We start from the raw sequence: 16,096 nt of genomic DNA on the forward strand, positions 1-16,096 counted from the left end.
GTTCAGCCCGGCGGTGCGGCCAGTTCGCGCGCATCCAGATAACCGTCGTGGTTGCGGTCCAGACGATGGAACTGCCGGCGCAGGTTGTCCTGCCACGAGTGCAGCGTGACCGGACCGCCGCGCCCGCCGGGCAGTTCGCGGTTTTCCAGCACGCCGTCGCCATTGGTATCCAGCTGGTGGAAGCCGCGGCTCATGTAGGCCACGTATTCCTCTTCGCTGACCCGGCCGTCGCCGTTGCTGTCCATCAGGTGCAGGTAGGCGGCAGGCGTGCCGGGGTAGCCCTGCGCGACCAGCGGGCCGTTGGCGAGCGCCAGCAGGCCGGCCAAGGTGGCGACGATAGCGTGGCGTGGCGACATGACTGGCATGAGCTCAGTGTGCGGGATGGCCGGGTGAGGCGTCGAGTGCGGCCAGCCGGGTCGCCCCGCGCACGTCTAGTGCTTCCGGTTCAAACGATAGACCCAAAGGTGGTTTGGCATTGGTTCGCGGATAGGACTAGCGTGGCGGGTCTGGATATTCGTTACAGCGAGGTCGCCATGATTTACGAAAGCATTCTGGACACCATCGGTGGTACGCCCGTCGTGCGCCTGCATCGGCTGGCCCCGTCGCACGTGGCGCTGTACGTCAAGGTGGAATCCTTCAATCCGGGCGGCTCGGTCAAGGACCGTCTGGCCCTGTCAGTGATCCTGGATGCCGAGCGCAAGGGCAAGCTCAAGCCCGGCGACACCGTGGTGGAGGCCACCTCCGGCAATACCGGCGTGGCGCTGGCGATGGTCTGCGCGGCGCGCGGCTACAAGTTCGTGGCGGTGATGACCGAGACCTTCTCGGTGGAGCGGCGCAAGCTGATGCGCGCCTACGGCGCCAAGGTGATTCTCACCCCGGCCGCCGAGCGTGGCACCGGCATGGTGCGCAAGGCCGAGGAGCTGGCCCGCAAGCACGGCTGGTTCCTGGCCAGCCAGTTCGAGAACCCGGCCAACCCGGCCTATCACCGCAGCACCACCGCGGCTGAGATTCTGCGCGACTTTGCCGGTCGCAGGCTGGATGCCTTCGTCTCCGGCTGGGGCACGGGCGGCACCATCACCGGCGTCGGCGAAGTGCTGCATCTGGCGCGGCCCGACGTGAAAGTCGTGGTGGCCGAACCGGCGGCAGCGCCCCTGCTGGCGGGCAAGGATTGGCAGCCGCACAAGATCCAGGGCTGGGCGCCCGATTTCCTGCCCGGCGTGCTCAATCGCGAGGTCGTCGACGTGAATGTGCCGGTGGACGACACCGTGGCCCGCGACACCGCACGTCGCCTGGCCGCCGAGGAAGGCATCTTCGTCGGCGTGTCGGCCGGCGCCACGGTGGCGGCCGCGCTGGAGTATGCGAAGAACGCCGAGCAAGGCAGCGTGATCCTGGCGATGCTGCCGGATACCGGCGAGCGCTACCTTTCCACCTTCCTGTTCGAGGGTGTGCCCGAGGGTTCCGACGACGAGTGGCTGGCAAGCCTCGGCTGACGCCGGTTCATGTGCACGGATGCCCCTGCGACGGGGTGTCCGTGGCCAGAGCGGCAGTGGTCGCTCAGGCCGCTGCGGTCACGACGCGGTTGCGCCCCGTGTGCTTGGCGGCGTAGAGCGCACGGTCGGCGCGATGGATCAGGGCATGCTCGTCCGTATCCGCCGCAGAGCTGACCGCCACGCCGATGGAAATGGTCAGGCCGGCGCTGCCGGTCATCAACTTGAGCGCAGCGACATCGCTGCGCAGCTGCTCGCCCAGAGCCATGGCCTCCGCCGTGGCGGTGTCCGGCAGCAGGACCAGGAACTCCTCGCCGCCGATACGTCCCAGCCTGTCGGCGTGCCGCAGACGCCCGCCGAGGCAGGCGGCCAGCCTAGCCAGTACGCGGTCGCCGTCGGCGTGGCCGAAATGGTCGTTGACCTGCTTGAAGTGGTCGGTGTCGATCATCAGTGCGGCCAGCGGACGTGCCTCACTGCGGGCCTGGCGGAACAGGCGTTCGGCTTCCTCGTCCAGTCCCAGCCGGTTCAGTACGCCGGTGAGCGGGTCGGTACGGGCCTGGCGGCGCAGTTCGGCCTGTGCGTCCTCGTTGTAGATCAGCATAAAGCCGATCGTGGCGAGCACCGGTTCGGTGGCGCCGTACACGAGGCTGATCACGTTGCCCAGCGATAACGTCAGCAGGCTGTTGCCGGTATCGACACCGGTCAGCAGCAGGGCGAGCCGATAGGCCCAGACCACCGCGCCGGCCAGCAGCACGAAAAGCATCGCCCGTTGCGCGCGGGAGCCGCCGCGGCGAAGGGAGCCGAACAGTGGGGCGATCAGCAACATCAGGTAGACGCTGGTCGCGAGCGAGCTGGCATACCTGCGCATGGCGTAGTCGGGCCGCACCACACCGAACCAGGCGATGCCGAGCCAGCCGATGATCGTGACCGCGCCGACCAGCAAGCGGCGTCGTGGCTGACGCAGCAGCATGCGCAGCGCACAGGTGGTCGCGGCGTAGGACCCCAGCAGCGAGCCGCTGGCGATCGTGAAGGTGACCCAGGGAGCGAGTCGGCCATGCATGGCCATCAGAGTCCAGCCCAGCCCCTGCAGCACCAGCGCGGCGTTCCACACATGCAGGCTGCGGCGTGCGACGCCGGAATAGGCACGGGTGGCGGCGAGCAGCGGCGGTACCAGCAGCAGCGCCTGCAGGGCGCCGAGCATGGCGATGGTCGCCAGGTCTATGGGCATGGCGTCATGGCGAGGACTTCGCTTGGTCGGGGCGCACGTCGGCGCAACGGCCGTTGATCGGCCGCGGTCGCGGAAACTTTAGCGGACCCGGCCGTGGATGCCGATGAACTGCAGGAACTCCGAGCGGGTGCGCGCGTCCTCGCGGAACGTGCCCAGCATCTGGCTGGTGATCATCGACACGCCGCGCTTGTGCACGCCGCGTGTGGTCATGCATTCGTGGCTTGCGTCGATCACCACGGCCACGCCGGCCGGCTGCAGGGTTTCCTGGATGCAGTGGGCGATCTGCGCGGTGAGCTTTTCCTGTACCTGGAAGCGGCGCGCGAAACCGTCCACCACGCGGGCCAGCTTGCTGATGCCGACCACCCGGTTGGTCGGCAGGTAGCCGACGTGGGCGCGGCCGATGATCGGTGCCATGTGGTGTTCGCAGTGGCTTTCGAACTCGATGTCGCGCAGCACCACCATCTCGTCGTAGCCTTCGACTTCCTCGAAGGTGCGGCGCAGGTAGTCGGCCGGGTCGCTGGCATAGCCGGCGAACCAGTCCCGGTACGCCTTGACCACGCGCTTGGGCGTGTCCAGCAGGCCTTCGCGCGACGGATCCTCGCCCGCCCAGCGCAGCAGGGTGCGCACCGCGTCCTCGGCTTCTTCGCGGGTCACGCCGTGGTCGGAATCGGGCTTGTTCATCGGGGGTCCTTGGCGTTCGGGGAGCGCCATAGTGTAACGGTCATGGAAGCCCGGCGCGGCCGGGGACGTCAGCGCGGGGTGCCGAGCAGCCTGCGTTCGGCGATGTCGAACGCGCGCGTGACCAGCAGCGCGGCCACCGCGCCCAGCACCACCTCGCCGAGCCGGAACAGGGCGAACTGCAGGAAAGTGCCCTGGTGCGGCACCAGCATCACGATGGTGGTGGTGATGCCGGCGATACGCCCGGCTGCCCCCAGGTCCAGCACCCAGCACAGCGTCATGCCGGCGATGACGGCCAGCGCGTAGGCCGGGAACTGGTTGTGCACCAGTGCCGCTGCGGCGATGCCGACCAGGCCGCCGATGATCGCGCCGATGAACTGGTCGCGCGACGAGTGGCGCACTTCGGCATAGCTGGCCTGAGTCACCGAGATCGCGGTGATCGCGGCCCAGAAGCCCTGTTCTAGGCCCAGCAGCAGGGCGCCGTAGTAGCCCAGCGCGGCCGCCAGCACCGCGCGCAGTGCGTGCATCAGGCCGGCTACCAGGCGGTCGCCCCGGGTCAGGTTCTGGCGCAGCCGGGTCGCTTCGTCGGCCATCTGTTCGAGGCGCTGCATCAGTTCAGCCAGTGCGCGGCGCGGTGAGTTCATGTGTCGTCGTCCGTGTCGTTGGGGTCTTCCTCGCCGATCGTGGCATCGCCGAGCAGGCGGTTCGCGTCGTCGCTGGACAGCGATTCCACACCGCGCAGTTTGCGTTCGATGGTGCGGGTTTTCTTGCCGGCGTCGCCGATGCTCTTGCTGACCGTGTTGAGCTGCCGCTCGGCCTTCTCGAGGATGCTTGCGAACTTGCCGAACTCGCTCTTCACCGCGCCGAGCAGCTGCCATACCTCACTGGAACGCTGCTGGATCGCCAGCGTGCGGAAGCCCATCTGCAGGCTGTTGAGCAGGGCGCTCAGTGTGGTCGGGCCGGTCACGGTGACGCGATGTTCGCGCTGCAGTGCCTCGAACAGGCCGGGGCGGCGCAGCACTTCGGCGTACAGGCCCTCCGTGGGCAGGAACAGGATTGCGAAATCGGTCGTGTGCGGTGGTGCCACGTACTTGGCGCGGATGGTCTTGGCCTCGTCGCGGATGCGGCGCTCCAGCGCCACCGCGGCGAGGTTGGCGGCCTCGGCGTCGGCGCGTTCCTGTGCGTCCAGCAGCCGCTCGTAATCCTCGCGCGGGAACTTGGCGTCCACCGGCAGCGACACCGGGTGTTCGCGGTCGGCGCCGGGCAGCCGGATGGCGAATTCCACGCGGTCGCCGGAGCCGGGCACGGTGGCGACGTTGGCTTCGTACTGTTCGGGCGTGAGCAGTTGTTCGAGCAGCGCGCCGAGCTGCACTTCGCCCAGGATGCCGCGCGTCTTCACGTTGCCGAGCACGCGCTTCAGGTCGCCCACGCCGGTGGCCAGCGATTGCATTTCGCCCAGCCCGCGCTGCACCGCCTCGAGCCGTTCGGACACCAGCTTGAACGACTGGCCCAGCCGCGTCTCAAGGGTGGCGTGCAGCTTTTCGTCGACGGTGGCGCGCATCTGTTCCAGCTTGGCGGCGTTGTCCTGCTGGATCGCGCCGAGCTTGGCTTCCACCGTGGTGCGCATCTCGCCCATGCGCTTGTCGTTTTCCGTGGCCAGCGCACTCAGTCGCTGCTGCTGCTGTTCGCCGAAACGGCCCAGCGCCAGGGTGATCTCCTCGCGGTTCTTGCGCGCGTCGTCGAGCAGGCGCTGGGCCAGGCTGTCGAGGCCCTTGCCGGTGCTGTCGGTGAGGCTGGCAAGACGCTGGCCGAAGCCGTCGATGCGTTCGGCCTGCCGTTGTGACATGCCGTCGAGCTGCTCGCCGACGTGACTGCGGAAGCGGTCGAAGCCCTGCTGCAGTTCCTCGCGGCCGGCACGCTGCTCCTCGCGCAGGGCGCGCTGCAGCCGTTCGTTGTCATCGCGCAGCGCATCGAGCCGCGTCTGCAGGCCGGTGTCGGCACGGCTGCGCAGCAGCGCGACCACCTGCAGGACAAGGACGGCGAACACCGCGACAAGCAGCAGGACGATGAGGAGCTGGGTGGTGGGCATGACGCGTTCCGCAGGAAGACCCGACCATTCTACGGTGCCCCGGTCGCAGCGGCTGGGACGGGCATGGCGCCAGTGCCCGAGCCGCGCTATCGTCGGCGTAACCGGCGGCCGCGTGGCCATCGGCCAGGCCGCGCCTGCGGCCGGCGTCGCTCGGACGGTTCCGGGCGCTTACGTACAACGAGGCCCTCATGACCGAGCCCGGATCGCCGCGCCGTTTCGCGCGTATCGAACGTCTTCCGCCCTATGTCTTCAACATCACCGCCGAACTGAAGATGGCCGCGCGCCGTCGCGGCGAGGACATCGTCGACTTCAGCATGGGCAACCCCGACGGCCCGACGCCGCCGCACATCGTGGAAAAGCTCTGCGCGGTGGCGCAGCGGCCAGACACCCATGGCTATTCCACCTCGCGCGGCATCCCGCGCCTGCGCCGGGCCATCGCGCGCTGGTACGCGGACCGCTACCAGGTCGAGATCGACCCCGAGAGCGAGGCGATCGTCACGATCGGCTCGAAGGAGGGTCTGGCGCACCTGATGCTGGCCACGCTGGAGCGCGGCGACAGCGTGCTGGTACCCAACCCCAGCTACCCGATCCACATCTACGGCGCGGTGATCGCCGGCGCGCAGATCCGTTCGGTGCCGATGGCGCCCGGGGTGGATTTCTTCGCCGAGCTGGAACGCGGCATCCGCGAGACCATTCCGAAGCCGAAGATGATGATCCTGGGCTTCCCCTCCAACCCCACCGCGCAATGCGTGGAGCTGGACTTCTTCGAGCGGGTGGTCGCACTGGCCAAGCAGTATGACGTGCTGGTGGTGCACGACCTGGCCTACGCCGACATCACCTACGACGGCTGGACGGCGCCGTCGATCATGCAGGTGCCGGGTGCGAAGGACATCGCGGTGGAGTTCTTCACCCTGTCCAAGAGCTACAACATGGCCGGCTGGCGGATCGGTTTCATGGTCGGCAACCCGGAGCTGGTCGCCGCGCTGGCGCGCATCAAGAGCTATCACGACTACGGCACCTTCACCCCGCTGCAGGTGGCGGCGATCGCCGCGCTGGAGGGCGACCAGCAGTGCGTGCGCGACATTGCCGCCGAATACCAGCGCCGCCGCGACACCCTGGTGAAGGGGCTGCACGAGGCCGGCTGGATGGTCGAGAACCCACGTGCCTCGATGTACGTGTGGGCGAAGATCCCAGAGCCGTACGCGCATCTGGGTTCGCTGGAGTTCGCCAAGAAACTGCTGGCCGACGCCAAGGTCTCGGTATCGCCGGGCATCGGCTTTGGCGACTACGGCGACGACCACGTGCGCTTCGCCCTGATCGAGAACCAGGACCGCATCCGTCAGGCGGTACGCGGGATCAAGGCGATGTTCCGCAAGGACGGCCTGCTGGCGCCGGCGAAGCCGAAGAAGGGCGAGGGTACACAGCCGGAGTGAGCATTGCACACCCTGCGCGGCGGTCGCCGCGCAGGGTGTCAGTGTCTGGCCGGTCTGTCGTCGCTTGCCGATCGGCCGGCGGCCGCGCAAGCGGCTTCAGTCGACCCGGCAGAACACCGCTTTCAGGTAGCGGCTTTCCGGCACGTCGCTGCGTACCGGGTGGTCCGGGCCGGCGCCGCGCACGTCGAGGATCTGGATCTCGCGGCCCGCGTTTAGCGAGACCCGGCGCAGCATTTCCAGGAAGTCCGCCTCGCTCACCAGGCCGGTGCACGAACAGGTCAGCAGCAGGCCGCCGGGCGGGATCACGTCCAGCGTCATGCGGTTCATCGCGAAGTATTTCTTCAGCGCGTCGAACACCTTGTTGCGGTCGCGGGTGAGCTTGGCCGGGTCGAGGATCACCGCGTCGTAGCGCTCGCCACGCGCCACTGCGGCGCGCACCCAGTCGAAGATGTCGGCCTGCTGGAAGTCCACCGCCACGTTGTTGGCGTCGGCATTGGCGCGGGCGATCTCCAGGATGCCGGCGTCCATGTCCACGCCGATCGCCGACTGTGCACCGGCCGCCATCGCATGCACCGCGAAGCCGCCGGCGTTGCAGCACAGGTCGAGCACGCGGCGGTCCTTCGCCAGCTCGGCGAAGCGGCGGCGGTTGTCGCGCTGGTCGGCGAAGAAACCGGTCTTGTGGCCCAGCCCGGGCGCGGCGTGGAAGGCCAGGCCGTGTTCGTGTACCTGCACCGGCGCGGGCGGCTCGGGACTGCGGCAGTCGAACGACTCCTGCTTCTGCACGTGGTTTTCGGCGAACCAGTACAGCCGCGCACCGGGAAAGTGAGCGAGCAGGGCAGCGTGGATCGCCTCGCGGAATTTCCACATGCCGGCGGCGAAGTATTCCACCACCAGGATGTCGGCGTAGCGGTCCACGATCAGGCCGGACAAGCCGTCGCCCTCGCTGTGCACCACGCGCCAGGCATCGCTGTCGCGGTCGAGTTGCAGCAGTTCGCGGCGCAGCTGCACGGCGCGGTCGATGCGCGCGGCGATCCAGTCGGCGTCGATCGGCTGGTCGGCATCGCCGCTGAGCAGGCGCAGCGCGATGCGTGCGTGGCCGTTCCAGAAGCCGCGCCCGACGAAACGGTTCTTCGCGTCGACCACGTCGACCACGCTGCCGGGCGGCAGCCGGTCGGCGGGCTTGTGTACCTGCGCCGACCACACCCAGGGATGGCCGGGCGTGCGGTCGGACTTCAGGCGGATGGTCGGGTAGGCAGCAGGTGTATTCATCGCTGAATGATACCGGCTTCGCGCCCGTTTCCTGTGCTCAGCGCAGTCGCAGCACCAGCCACGACAGCAGCGCCAGCAGGTTGATGCCGATATGCGACACGCCGGGGCCCGCCAGTACCAGCCGGAAACCTTCGCTGCCGAAGTGCTGCTCGAAGATCAGGTGCGGCGGCCAGTGCAGGGTGGCGAACAGGTCGACGTAGGCGCCACAGTGCAGGGCATAACTGAAGATCGGCGTGGCGATCAGCGGCAGCTGCAGCAGCTGAGCCCAGCGCGACAGGCGGATGCCGCGCTCGCTGCCTTCAAGCAGCAGCACACCGGCGATCAGCACGAAGGCATAGGCGGCCAGCGCGAGCAGGGCGGGCACGGTATCGCGGGCGGCACTCAGCGGCAGCAACCGGTACAGCGTGGCGGCGAAGCCATACAGGCCGCCGGCCACTTCGAAGATGCCGATCAGGCGGAACAGGACGGTACGCATCGATCAGGGGTTCCAGCAGGGTGATGGGGTCATGCCAGCTCGTCGGCCAGCTCGTGCAGGTCGGCGATGTGCTGTTCCCACCAGCGGGGTTCGTCCGCGAACGGAAACGCGGCGGGAAAGGCGGGGTCGTGCCAGCGCTGGGCGATCCAGCCGGCGTGGTGAACCTGGCGCATCGCGCGCAGTGCGGGTACCAGCGCCAGCTCGGCCGGGTCGAAGTCGCGCATGGAGGCATAGCCTTCCAGCAGCGCATCCATGGCGCGGTCGTCGTGCGCGAGCATCCACAGGTCCTGCACCGCCGGCCCCATGCGGGCGTCGTCGAGGTCGACGAAGTGCGGGCCGGCGTCGGTCCACAGCAGGTTACCCGGGTGACAGTCGCCATGCAGGCGCAGCATGCGCATCGGGCCGACTGCTTCCTGGCGGACGCGGACCGCGGCGTCGAGCCGGTCCACGGCGGCGCGGTAGCTGTCGTGCAGGTGGACCGGCAGCAGCGGCGAGGCCAGCACCGCGCGTGCCGGTTGCGCGATCATCGTGGCGTGGTCGAGCGTGCCGCGATGGGCGAACGGCTGGCGTGCGCCCACCGTGTGCATGCGGGCGATCAGCCGGCCCAGCCATTCGAGCTGGTCGGTCGATTCCAGCGAAGGCGCGCGACCGCCCTTGCGCGGTGCCAGCGCATAGCGGAAACCGTCGTGATGCAGCAGGCTGCGGCCGCCGATCAGCAGCGGCGCCACTACCGGCAGTTCGGCGTCGGCCAGTTCCTGCGCGAAGGCGTGCTCCTCCAGGATCGCCGTGTCGCTCCAGCGCGCCGGCCGGTAGAACTTGGCGATCACCGGCGCGGCATCCTCGATGCCCACCTGCCACACCCGGTTCTCGTAGCTGTTGAGTGCCAGCAGGCGGCCGTCCGGCCACAGGCCGCAGGCGCTCACGGCGTCGAGCACCAGGTCGGGCGTGAGGCGGGCGTAGGGAGCGGCCTCGGTCATGGACGGGCAACGACGCTCACTTGCCCACCGCGCTTGCGGGAACCACGGCCATGGTCAGCCGCGACATGCACACCAGCTGGCCGTCCTCGTTCTCGATGCGGATCTCCCAGACCTGGGTGGAGCGCCCCAGATGCAGCGGTCGTGCGGTGCCGGTGACGCTGCCCTCGCGCACGCCGCGAACGTGATTGGCATTGATGTCCAGGCCCACCGAGCGTTCCCGGGTCGGGTCCAGGGTGAGCATCGAGGCCACGCTGCCCAGCGTCTCGGCCAGCGCCACCGAGGCGCCGCCATGCAGCAGGCCATAGGGCTGATGGGTGCGGTGGTCCACCGGCATGGTGCCCTGCAGCCAGTCCTCGCCGATCGCGGTGACGCGGATGCCCAGCGCGTCCAGCAGCGTGTTCTCGCGCCAGCCGGCGATACGTTCCAGATCGGTGTCCTGCTTCCAGATGCTCATGCCTTGATACTCGCTGCAAAGTCCCGCATTGTCGGTCGGTTGCCGTTGCGGCGACAATGGCCGACGTCGCAAGAGTTCTCGTCTACGTGTTCATCGTCACCCTGAAACGCTCGGGTCACCGCTTTGAAGTGGCTCCGGGCGAAACCGTGCTGGAAGCCGCGCAGCGCGCCGGCATCGCCCTGCCGTACTCGTGTCGCGCCGGTGCCTGCGGCAGTTGCAAGGCCACGCTGCTGGAGGGCCGCTGCACGTATCCGCGCAACCCGCCGGCAGCACTGGATGCCGGCGAGCGTGCACGGCATGCGGTGCTACTGTGCCAGGCGGTGCCCGCCAGCGATCTGCTGCTGGAAGCCCGCGAGGTGACCTCGGTGGAGGACATCGCGCGCCGCCAGCTGGACGTGGTGGTCGCCGAGAAGCGTCTGCTGGCACCCGAGATCATCGGGCTGCGCCTGCAGCCGGCCGCGGGCGAGATGCGTCTGCGCTGGCTGGCCGGCCAGTATCTCGACGTGCTGCTGGACGAGAACCGGCGCCGGCCGTTTTCGATCGCCAACGAGCCGCGGGCGGACGGTTCCATCGAACTGCATGTGCGCCATGTGACGGGCGGCGGCTTCACCTCGTGGGTGGCCGACGGGTTGAAAGTGGGCGACACGCTGCGGGTGGAGGGGCCGCTGGGCACCTTCGTGCCGCGCGAGGATTCGGAACGGCCGATGCTGTTCGTCGCCGGTGGCACCGGGTTCGCGCCGGTGCGGGCGATCGTCGGGCATTTCCTGGCGCTGGGGACGCGGCGGCCGATGGCGGTCTACTGGGGTGCGCGTGGTGCCGCGGACCTGTATCTGCGCGGCGAGGCGGAAGCCTGGACGCAGGCCGCGTCGAATGTGCGTTTCCAGCCGGTGTTGTCCGATCCGGGCGAGGCGCGCGCGGCCGGACTGCGCGAGGGTCTGGTGCACGAGGCGCTGCTGGCCGATCATCCCGACCTGTCCGGTCACGACGTCTACATGAGCGGTCCGCCGGCGATGATCGATGCGGCCCGCCACCGCTTCGTGGCGGCGGGCCTGCCGGAAGACCGGCTCTACTACGACTCGTTCGACTACGCGCCCGACGTGCTGGCGCAGATCATGGCCGGTCGCGCGGGCATCCATCCCGCGCTGTAGGCACCGCGCAGGTTTACTGCTTGCCCTTGACCACCGGCATCTGCGCCTGGCTCCACGCGCCCATGCCGCCGCCGAGGTAATAGACCTTCTCGAAACCGGCCTTGACCAGGCGCTTGGCCGCGCCCTGGGCGGTCTGGCCCGAACGGCAGATCAGCACCACCGGCATGCTCTTGGCCTTGGTCAGGTCCTTGTTCTCCGGGTCGAACTGACTCATCAGCACATGCTTGGCGCCCGGAATGTGGCCCTTCTCGAAGCTGTCGCGCGGGGAAATATCCACCAGCAGCGGATTTTCGCGGTTCATCATCATGGTGAGGCTGGCCGGGCTGAGTTCCTTGAACTTGCGGAACCGCTCGGCGATGAAGGTGACGATCAGTGCGATCAGCAGAATCACGAACAGCGCCGACAGCGCGAGGTGATGATTCACGAACTGGGGCAGCTTGTGCAGGAAGTCGTTCATGGCGCGTCCGTATCGCGCGGCGTCGGCCGCGCAGGGTCAGGTGAACTGCCAATTGTACGGCATGGCCCGCGGCGGAGGGGCAGGCTCGCGGGCAGGCGCTATTGCGTGATGTCCGGCAGGCCGCTTTCCAGCCACCAGCGGTGCAGCTTGGGGTCGTAGCGCCAGGTCTGATGATCGATCACGGTGCGCTCGACCTGCGTGTTGCGGTTGATCAGGCCGATCTTCACCATCTGCTGCACTTCGTTCTGGCTCACCGGCACCGCGCCCGCGTCGTCGTCGTAGTCGCTGACCCGCACCTGCTGGTAGCGCGCGATGTCCAGCGGGGTCAGCGGGTGCGCCTTGCGTACTTTCGGGTCGACGAACTGCAGCGCGCTCTGGAAGCCGTTCCAGCGGATCGCATTGCCGTAGGCGAGCAGCGTCTCGGTCAGCGTCTGGCTGCGCTGGTCGGCAGCGCAGCCGGCAAGCGAGAGCAGGGCGGCCCCGATCAGGACGATGGCGATGATGCGGCGCATGGGCGATCTCCCCGTGGAAACCGCATCATTCTGCCGCATTGCGCTCAGGCGTGGGTGACCGGTGCCTGGCGGCGCTTGGCGACGAAGCGTCCAAGCAGCGTGGCGGCGGGTTTGCCGTCGTCACCCGGGATCTCGCAGGTCACTTCGATCCGCGCCCGGCCGCGGGCGGCCAGGGTGGTGAAGAAGCTGTCCCAGTCAGCCTCGTCGGCCAGCCGGGCCTGAGCCTGGAAATCGCCCCACAGCGGGCTGAGGTAGCGCACGGTCGACTCGCCGACGAACACGTCGCAGTCTTCGCCGCGGTCGCGCAGCGCCAGCTCCACCAGGCCCCAGCCGGTCAGCGTCATCAGGCTCACCAGACTGCCGCCGAAGGCGCAGCCCTTGTCGTTGACGTTGGGCGGCAGTGGTGCGGACAGGGTCAGCCGGTCGCCGTCGTAGTGATGCAGTTGCAGTGCCATCGCACGTGCCAGCGGGATGCCGTCGTGGATGAATTCGACCAGGGCCTGCGCGGATGCGTGCGGGTGTGCCGGGTGCGGGGTACTGCTGGAAACCATGGCCTGCTCGTCGTGGGGTGGGGTGCGCAGTGTAGACGCTACACTGGGTACAACCCATGGGCGGATCGTGTGGCGTGACAAGGCAAGCGACATCGCAGGCGGGCGCACTGGGCGGACGTACGCTGGTGATCACCCGTCCTGCCGGCACGGCCGCCGCGCTGGCGCGGCAGGTGCGTACGCGGGACGGTGTGCCGCTGCTGCTGCCGGGCCTTTCGCTGCGTGCGACGGGTGATGCCGTGGCGACCCGCGAGGCATTGCGGCAGGCGTTGCGCGACGACGTGCTGGTGTTCACGAGCCCGGCTGCGGTCCGGTTCGCGGCCGCGCTGCTGCCGCTGGACACCACCGCCACGGTACTGGCGGTGGGCCAGGGTACGGCACGCGCGTTGCGCCGGCAGGGTGTGGGTGCGCTGGCGCCGACCCGGCGGCAGGACAGCGAAGGCTTGCTCGCCGTGCCGTCGATGCAGCAGTTGCAGCAACGCCGGGTCGCGCTGATCGGTGCGCCGGGCGGGCGTGGGCTGCTGCGCGAACAGCTGCTTGCGCGAGGCGCGTGCCTGCGCGAGCTGCATGTCTACCGGCGCATGCCGCCGCGGCTCGGGCGGCATCATGTGGACGCCGTACTTGGCCTGCCGGCGAATGCCTGTGTGCTGCTGTCCAGTGGCGAGGCGCTGGGCAACCTGAAGGCCGCGTTGCCTTCATTGGCCTGGTCGCGGCTGTGTGCGGCGATGGCGGTGGTCAGCAGCGACCGGATCGCCGTGCTGGCCCGTGCGGCGGGTTTCGCCTCGGTGCGTGTCGCGGACTCGGCCGGTGCCGCCGACATGCTGGCCGCCGCGGCGCGCTGAGCGATCTTCACCCGTCGCCTACGAAGCCGTCCGCATGGGCTGCTAGCATGCGCGCATGAGCCAGGACGACACCTCCCGCGAATCCGCAGCGCCGACCGGCGCCCCTTCCGCCCCTCGCCGCAGCGCGGCGGCCGCACCCACGCGTCGTGGTGGCGGCACGCTGGCGCTGGCCCTGCTGCTGGCCTTGCTGGCCCTGGCTGGCACCGGTTACGTCGGCTGGCAGCAGTGGCAGCAGACCCGCCACGGCGACGCACGCAGCCAGACCGTGGCCGGATTGCAGCAGCGGGTGAGCGTGCTGGAACACACGCTGGCGGGCGTCAGCAGCGACGGCAGCTCCTTGCAGCAGCGGCTCGACGATGCCGAGCAGGTCAACCGTTCCCTGCGCGATGAACTGCTCTCCCAGTCCGATCGTCTGCGGGCGCTGGAAAGTGCAGTGGGCAAGCTGTCCGAGAAGACCCTGTCCGGCCATGACGCCATGCTGCTGGACGATACCGAATCACTGTTGCGCATGGGCCAGCAGCGCTATGCGCTGTTCCATGACGCGCAGGGCGCGGCCCAGGCCTATGCCATGGCCGCCCAGACGCTGGCCGGGGTGGACGATCAGGCATTCGCGGGTCTGCAGCAGGACATCCAGGCCGAGCGCCAGGCCCTGCTGCAGAGCGTGCCGGCGAATCAGCCGGCGATGCTGGCCATGCTCGGGCAGCTGCGCGGCGAGGTTCCCGCGCTGCCGCTGAAGCCGCTGGACCAGTCCAGTGCGCCGGGGCACGGCGCGTGGGCGCGCATTGGGCATGCCCTGGCCAGTGTCGTCAGCATCCGCCGCGACAATGGCGCGCCGGGAGCGGCGACCGATGCTTCGCTGGCGCACGAGCTGCTGGTGCTCGACCTGGCCCAGGCCCAGGCAGCTTTGCTGGCGCACGACAGCACCGCGGCCGAAGCTGCGCTCAAGCAGGCGGATGCCGGCCTGGCGGCCTGGTTCGATCCGCAGGCCGACGGCGTGAAACAGGCGCGCGCGCACGTCGGTGCGCTGCTCGGCCAGATCAAGCCCGCAACCCAGGTGCAACTGGGGGCGGCCCTGAGTGAGCTGCGCAACCTGCGCGCGGTGCATGCGCTTTCGGATGCGGCGGTCGCGCCGGCACCGGCGGCCGCATCGTCCAGTCATGGTGCCCAGCCATGAAGTTGTGGCGCTGGATTCTGCTGCTGGTGATCGTCGCCGCGCTGGCCGCGTTTGGCTGGCACTGGGTCGCGGCCGATCCGGGTGACGTGCTGATCCGCATCCGTGGCTGGCGGGTCGAAACCTCGCTGGTGGCCGCGGTAGGGTTTTTGCTGCTGGCGTGGGCGCTGCTGGTCGGCGCATGGCGACTCGCGCGCTGGCCGTTCGGAGCCTTGTCGCGGCGGCATCGCCGGCTCAGCCACCAGCGTCTGGGCGAGGGCCTGATCGCCCTGACCGAAGGGCGTCACGGCGATGCCGAGCGCGACCTCAACCGGGCCTCGAGGCTAGCTTCGCTGCGTGGCCCGGCCTTGCTGGCGTCGGCGGAGGCCGCGTCGCGTCGCGGCGAGCACGCACGCGCGCTGGAAACCCTTGGCGAGGCCGCACAGGTGGCTCCGCAGGCCGCCCGCGTGCTGCGCGCCCGGGTATTGCGTCGCGACGGCAAGCCGGCCGAGGCACTGGCGCTGCTGGCGCCGGAGGCGGATGCCAACAAGCTCAGCCCGGGCGGCTGGCGCGAGCTGGCACTGGCGGCGCTGGCGGCCGGCGATATCCGGCGTGCCCGCGAGGCGCTGGAGCCCCTGCAGAAAAGCGGCGCGCTGGGTACCCGTGCCTATGCCGCGCTGGAATCCCGTGTGCTGGTCGCGTCGATCGTGGCGGCCGCCGATGCCGCCGCGCTGAATACGCTGTGGTCGCAATGGCCCAAGACGCAGCGCCGGCTGCCGGTCGTGGTCGATGCCTATGCCCGTCGCGCCGCCGGTTTCGGGCTGATGCTGCCGGCGATGGATGAGGTGGAGTCGGCGATTCGGCGTGAATGGTCGCCGGCTCTGGTGGAAACCTGGGGCACGCTGCCCGGCGGCGATATCGAGGTGCGTCTGCGGCGTGCCGAGGGCTGGCTGGACGCGCACCCTAACGATGCTGTGCTGCTGCTGACGCTGGGCCGGTTGTGCGTGCAGCAGAAGCTGTGGGGCAAGGCGCGCCAGTATCTGGAACGTTCCCTAGCGCTGGCCCCGGGTGCGGGTGCCTGGGAAGCGCTGGGCGATGCCTGCGCCGGGCAGGGCGACGCGACCCAGGCACAGCGCTGTTACCGCAACGCGTTGTCGGCGGTGCGCGGCGAAGCGTCACCGGAGCTTCCCGGTACGACAGCCTCGTCGATCGACGCCCGCGGCATCGCGATGGAAGAACGCAACGAACACGGCATGCCCCGCCTGCGCGGCTGATCCAGCGGCTTCTGGTCAAGGCGCTGAGGAGCGCATTAAATCATTCGAGGCGGACGGCTCCGCCGTCGCTCAACT

At 69.2% G+C, this 16,096-nt stretch carries 18 protein-coding genes; 6 read left to right on the top strand and 12 right to left on the bottom strand.

Annotated features, from left to right (window positions below):
* Positions 1-2: 2 nt before the first annotated feature.
* Complete coding sequence (locus tag RA164_RS02015) at positions 3-356, bottom strand: EF-hand domain-containing protein (RefSeq protein WP_329742316.1); 354 nt, start codon at positions 354-356, stop codon at positions 3-5.
* A gap of 177 nt (positions 357-533) precedes the next feature.
* Between RA164_RS02015 and cysK the strand changes: the two genes are divergently transcribed.
* Positions 534-1,490, top strand: coding sequence for a cysteine synthase A (gene cysK / locus RA164_RS02020; protein ID WP_329742317.1), 957 nt, complete (start codon positions 534-536; stop codon positions 1,488-1,490).
* Between the two features lie 64 nt (positions 1,491-1,554).
* Here the strand turns inward: cysK and RA164_RS02025 are convergent, their stop codons facing one another.
* From RA164_RS02025 to RA164_RS02040, 4 genes are all read right to left on the bottom strand, one after another.
* Positions 1,555-2,715: a GGDEF domain-containing protein gene (locus tag RA164_RS02025; protein WP_329742318.1), complete on the bottom strand. Its 1,161-nt coding sequence runs from the start codon at positions 2,713-2,715 to the stop codon at positions 1,555-1,557.
* A 78-nt stretch (positions 2,716-2,793) separates the two neighbouring features.
* A complete protein-coding gene (gene folE / locus RA164_RS02030) occupies positions 2,794-3,396 on the bottom strand; it encodes a GTP cyclohydrolase I FolE (RefSeq protein ID WP_329742319.1) in 603 nt (200 codons plus the stop codon).
* A 68-nt stretch (positions 3,397-3,464) separates the two neighbouring features.
* Complete coding sequence (locus tag RA164_RS02035) at positions 3,465-4,037, bottom strand: FUSC family protein (RefSeq protein WP_329742320.1); 573 nt, start codon at positions 4,035-4,037, stop codon at positions 3,465-3,467.
* Entirely contained in the window at positions 4,034-5,482 is a 1,449-nt protein-coding gene (locus RA164_RS02040) for a DNA recombination protein RmuC (RefSeq protein WP_329742321.1), read from the bottom strand. The genes RA164_RS02035 and RA164_RS02040 overlap by 4 nt, the downstream gene beginning before the upstream one ends.
* Positions 5,483-5,670: 188 nt before the next feature.
* On the opposite strand from RA164_RS02040, the gene alaC reads away from it, so the two are divergent.
* Entirely contained in the window at positions 5,671-6,915 is a 1,245-nt protein-coding gene (gene alaC, locus RA164_RS02045; protein WP_329742322.1) for an alanine transaminase, read from the top strand.
* 96 nt (positions 6,916-7,011) lie between these two features.
* Here the strand turns inward: alaC and RA164_RS02050 are convergent, their stop codons facing one another.
* From RA164_RS02050 to RA164_RS02065, 4 genes are read right to left on the bottom strand one after another with little or no spacing between them, the layout of a single operon-like run.
* Complete coding sequence (locus RA164_RS02050) at positions 7,012-8,184, bottom strand: class I SAM-dependent rRNA methyltransferase (RefSeq protein WP_329742323.1); 1,173 nt, start codon at positions 8,182-8,184, stop codon at positions 7,012-7,014.
* Between the two features lie 37 nt (positions 8,185-8,221).
* Positions 8,222-8,659 carry a hypothetical protein gene (locus tag RA164_RS02055; protein ID WP_329742324.1) on the bottom strand — a complete coding sequence of 146 codons (438 nt, stop codon included), beginning with the start codon at positions 8,657-8,659 and terminating at the stop codon, positions 8,222-8,224.
* 29 nt (positions 8,660-8,688) lie between these two features.
* Positions 8,689-9,636: a serine/threonine protein kinase gene (locus RA164_RS02060; protein WP_329742325.1), complete on the bottom strand. Its 948-nt coding sequence runs from the start codon at positions 9,634-9,636 to the stop codon at positions 8,689-8,691.
* Positions 9,637-9,652: 16 nt separating this feature from the next.
* On the bottom strand, positions 9,653-10,090 hold the full coding sequence (locus RA164_RS02065) for a hotdog fold thioesterase (protein ID WP_329742326.1): 438 nt from the start codon (positions 10,088-10,090) through the stop codon (positions 9,653-9,655).
* A gap of 56 nt (positions 10,091-10,146) precedes the next feature.
* Between RA164_RS02065 and RA164_RS02070 the strand changes: the two genes are divergently transcribed.
* On the top strand, positions 10,147-11,238 hold the full coding sequence (locus tag RA164_RS02070; RefSeq protein WP_329742327.1) for a 2Fe-2S iron-sulfur cluster-binding protein: 1,092 nt from the start codon (positions 10,147-10,149) through the stop codon (positions 11,236-11,238).
* Between the two features lie 13 nt (positions 11,239-11,251).
* On the opposite strand, the gene RA164_RS02075 is transcribed toward RA164_RS02070, so the two are convergent.
* From RA164_RS02075 to RA164_RS02085, 3 genes are all read right to left on the bottom strand, one after another.
* Complete coding sequence (locus RA164_RS02075) at positions 11,252-11,695, bottom strand: rhodanese-like domain-containing protein (protein WP_329742328.1); 444 nt, start codon at positions 11,693-11,695, stop codon at positions 11,252-11,254.
* A 98-nt stretch (positions 11,696-11,793) separates the two neighbouring features.
* Complete coding sequence (locus RA164_RS02080; protein ID WP_329742329.1) at positions 11,794-12,207, bottom strand: hypothetical protein; 414 nt, start codon at positions 12,205-12,207, stop codon at positions 11,794-11,796.
* A gap of 44 nt (positions 12,208-12,251) precedes the next feature.
* Positions 12,252-12,758, bottom strand: coding sequence for a thioesterase domain-containing protein (locus tag RA164_RS02085; protein WP_329742330.1), 507 nt, complete (start codon positions 12,756-12,758; stop codon positions 12,252-12,254).
* 56 nt (positions 12,759-12,814) lie between these two features.
* On the opposite strand from RA164_RS02085, the gene RA164_RS02090 reads away from it, so the two are divergent.
* From RA164_RS02090 to RA164_RS02100, 3 genes are read left to right on the top strand one after another with little or no spacing between them, the layout of a single operon-like run.
* Positions 12,815-13,597 carry a uroporphyrinogen-III synthase gene (locus RA164_RS02090; protein ID WP_412731057.1) on the top strand — a complete coding sequence of 261 codons (783 nt, stop codon included), beginning with the start codon at positions 12,815-12,817 and terminating at the stop codon, positions 13,595-13,597.
* A 55-nt stretch (positions 13,598-13,652) separates the two neighbouring features.
* Positions 13,653-14,771, top strand: a complete 1,119-nt coding sequence (locus RA164_RS02095) for a hypothetical protein (protein ID WP_329742332.1) — start codon at positions 13,653-13,655, stop codon at positions 14,769-14,771.
* Complete coding sequence (locus tag RA164_RS02100; protein WP_329742333.1) at positions 14,768-16,021, top strand: heme biosynthesis HemY N-terminal domain-containing protein; 1,254 nt, start codon at positions 14,768-14,770, stop codon at positions 16,019-16,021. The genes RA164_RS02095 and RA164_RS02100 overlap by 4 nt, the downstream gene beginning before the upstream one ends.
* Positions 16,022-16,096 lie beyond the last annotated feature (75 nt).

Origin of the sequence: Dyella sp. A6, from assembly GCF_036320485.1 — a bacterium.
GTDB classification, from domain to species: domain Bacteria; phylum Pseudomonadota; class Gammaproteobacteria; order Xanthomonadales; family Rhodanobacteraceae; genus Rhodanobacter_A; species Rhodanobacter_A aluminiiresistens.

Excerpts from the sequence above, each read along its gene's own strand:
- RA164_RS02050 (WP_329742323.1), bottom strand. The coding sequence starts at position 8,184 with ATGAATACACCTGCTGCCTACCCGACCATCCGCCTGAAGTCCGACCGC.
- RA164_RS02025 (WP_329742318.1), bottom strand. The coding sequence starts at position 2,715 with ATGCCCATAGACCTGGCGACCATCGCCATGCTCGGCGCCCTGCAGGCG.
- RA164_RS02035 (WP_329742320.1), bottom strand. The coding sequence starts at position 4,037 with ATGAACTCACCGCGCCGCGCACTGGCTGAACTGATGCAGCGCCTCGAA.
- alaC (WP_329742322.1), top strand. The coding sequence starts at position 5,671 with ATGACCGAGCCCGGATCGCCGCGCCGTTTCGCGCGTATCGAACGTCTT.
- RA164_RS02075 (WP_329742328.1), bottom strand. The coding sequence starts at position 11,695 with ATGAACGACTTCCTGCACAAGCTGCCCCAGTTCGTGAATCATCACCTC.
- RA164_RS02015 (WP_329742316.1), bottom strand. The coding sequence starts at position 356 with ATGTCGCCACGCCACGCTATCGTCGCCACCTTGGCCGGCCTGCTGGCG.
- RA164_RS02080 (WP_329742329.1), bottom strand. The coding sequence starts at position 12,207 with ATGCGCCGCATCATCGCCATCGTCCTGATCGGGGCCGCCCTGCTCTCG.
- RA164_RS02090 (WP_412731057.1), top strand. The coding sequence starts at position 12,815 with ATGGGCGGATCGTGTGGCGTGACAAGGCAAGCGACATCGCAGGCGGGC.
- RA164_RS02055 (WP_329742324.1), bottom strand. The coding sequence starts at position 8,659 with ATGCGTACCGTCCTGTTCCGCCTGATCGGCATCTTCGAAGTGGCCGGC.
- RA164_RS02040 (WP_329742321.1), bottom strand. The coding sequence starts at position 5,482 with ATGCCCACCACCCAGCTCCTCATCGTCCTGCTGCTTGTCGCGGTGTTC.
- RA164_RS02100 (WP_329742333.1), top strand. The coding sequence starts at position 14,768 with ATGAAGTTGTGGCGCTGGATTCTGCTGCTGGTGATCGTCGCCGCGCTG.
- RA164_RS02065 (WP_329742326.1), bottom strand. The coding sequence starts at position 10,090 with ATGAGCATCTGGAAGCAGGACACCGATCTGGAACGTATCGCCGGCTGG.
- folE (WP_329742319.1), bottom strand. The coding sequence starts at position 3,396 with ATGAACAAGCCCGATTCCGACCACGGCGTGACCCGCGAAGAAGCCGAG.
- cysK (WP_329742317.1), top strand. The coding sequence starts at position 534 with ATGATTTACGAAAGCATTCTGGACACCATCGGTGGTACGCCCGTCGTG.
- RA164_RS02060 (WP_329742325.1), bottom strand. The coding sequence starts at position 9,636 with ATGACCGAGGCCGCTCCCTACGCCCGCCTCACGCCCGACCTGGTGCTC.
- RA164_RS02085 (WP_329742330.1), bottom strand. The coding sequence starts at position 12,758 with ATGGTTTCCAGCAGTACCCCGCACCCGGCACACCCGCACGCATCCGCG.
- RA164_RS02070 (WP_329742327.1), top strand. The coding sequence starts at position 10,147 with ATGGCCGACGTCGCAAGAGTTCTCGTCTACGTGTTCATCGTCACCCTG.
- RA164_RS02095 (WP_329742332.1), top strand. The coding sequence starts at position 13,653 with ATGAGCCAGGACGACACCTCCCGCGAATCCGCAGCGCCGACCGGCGCC.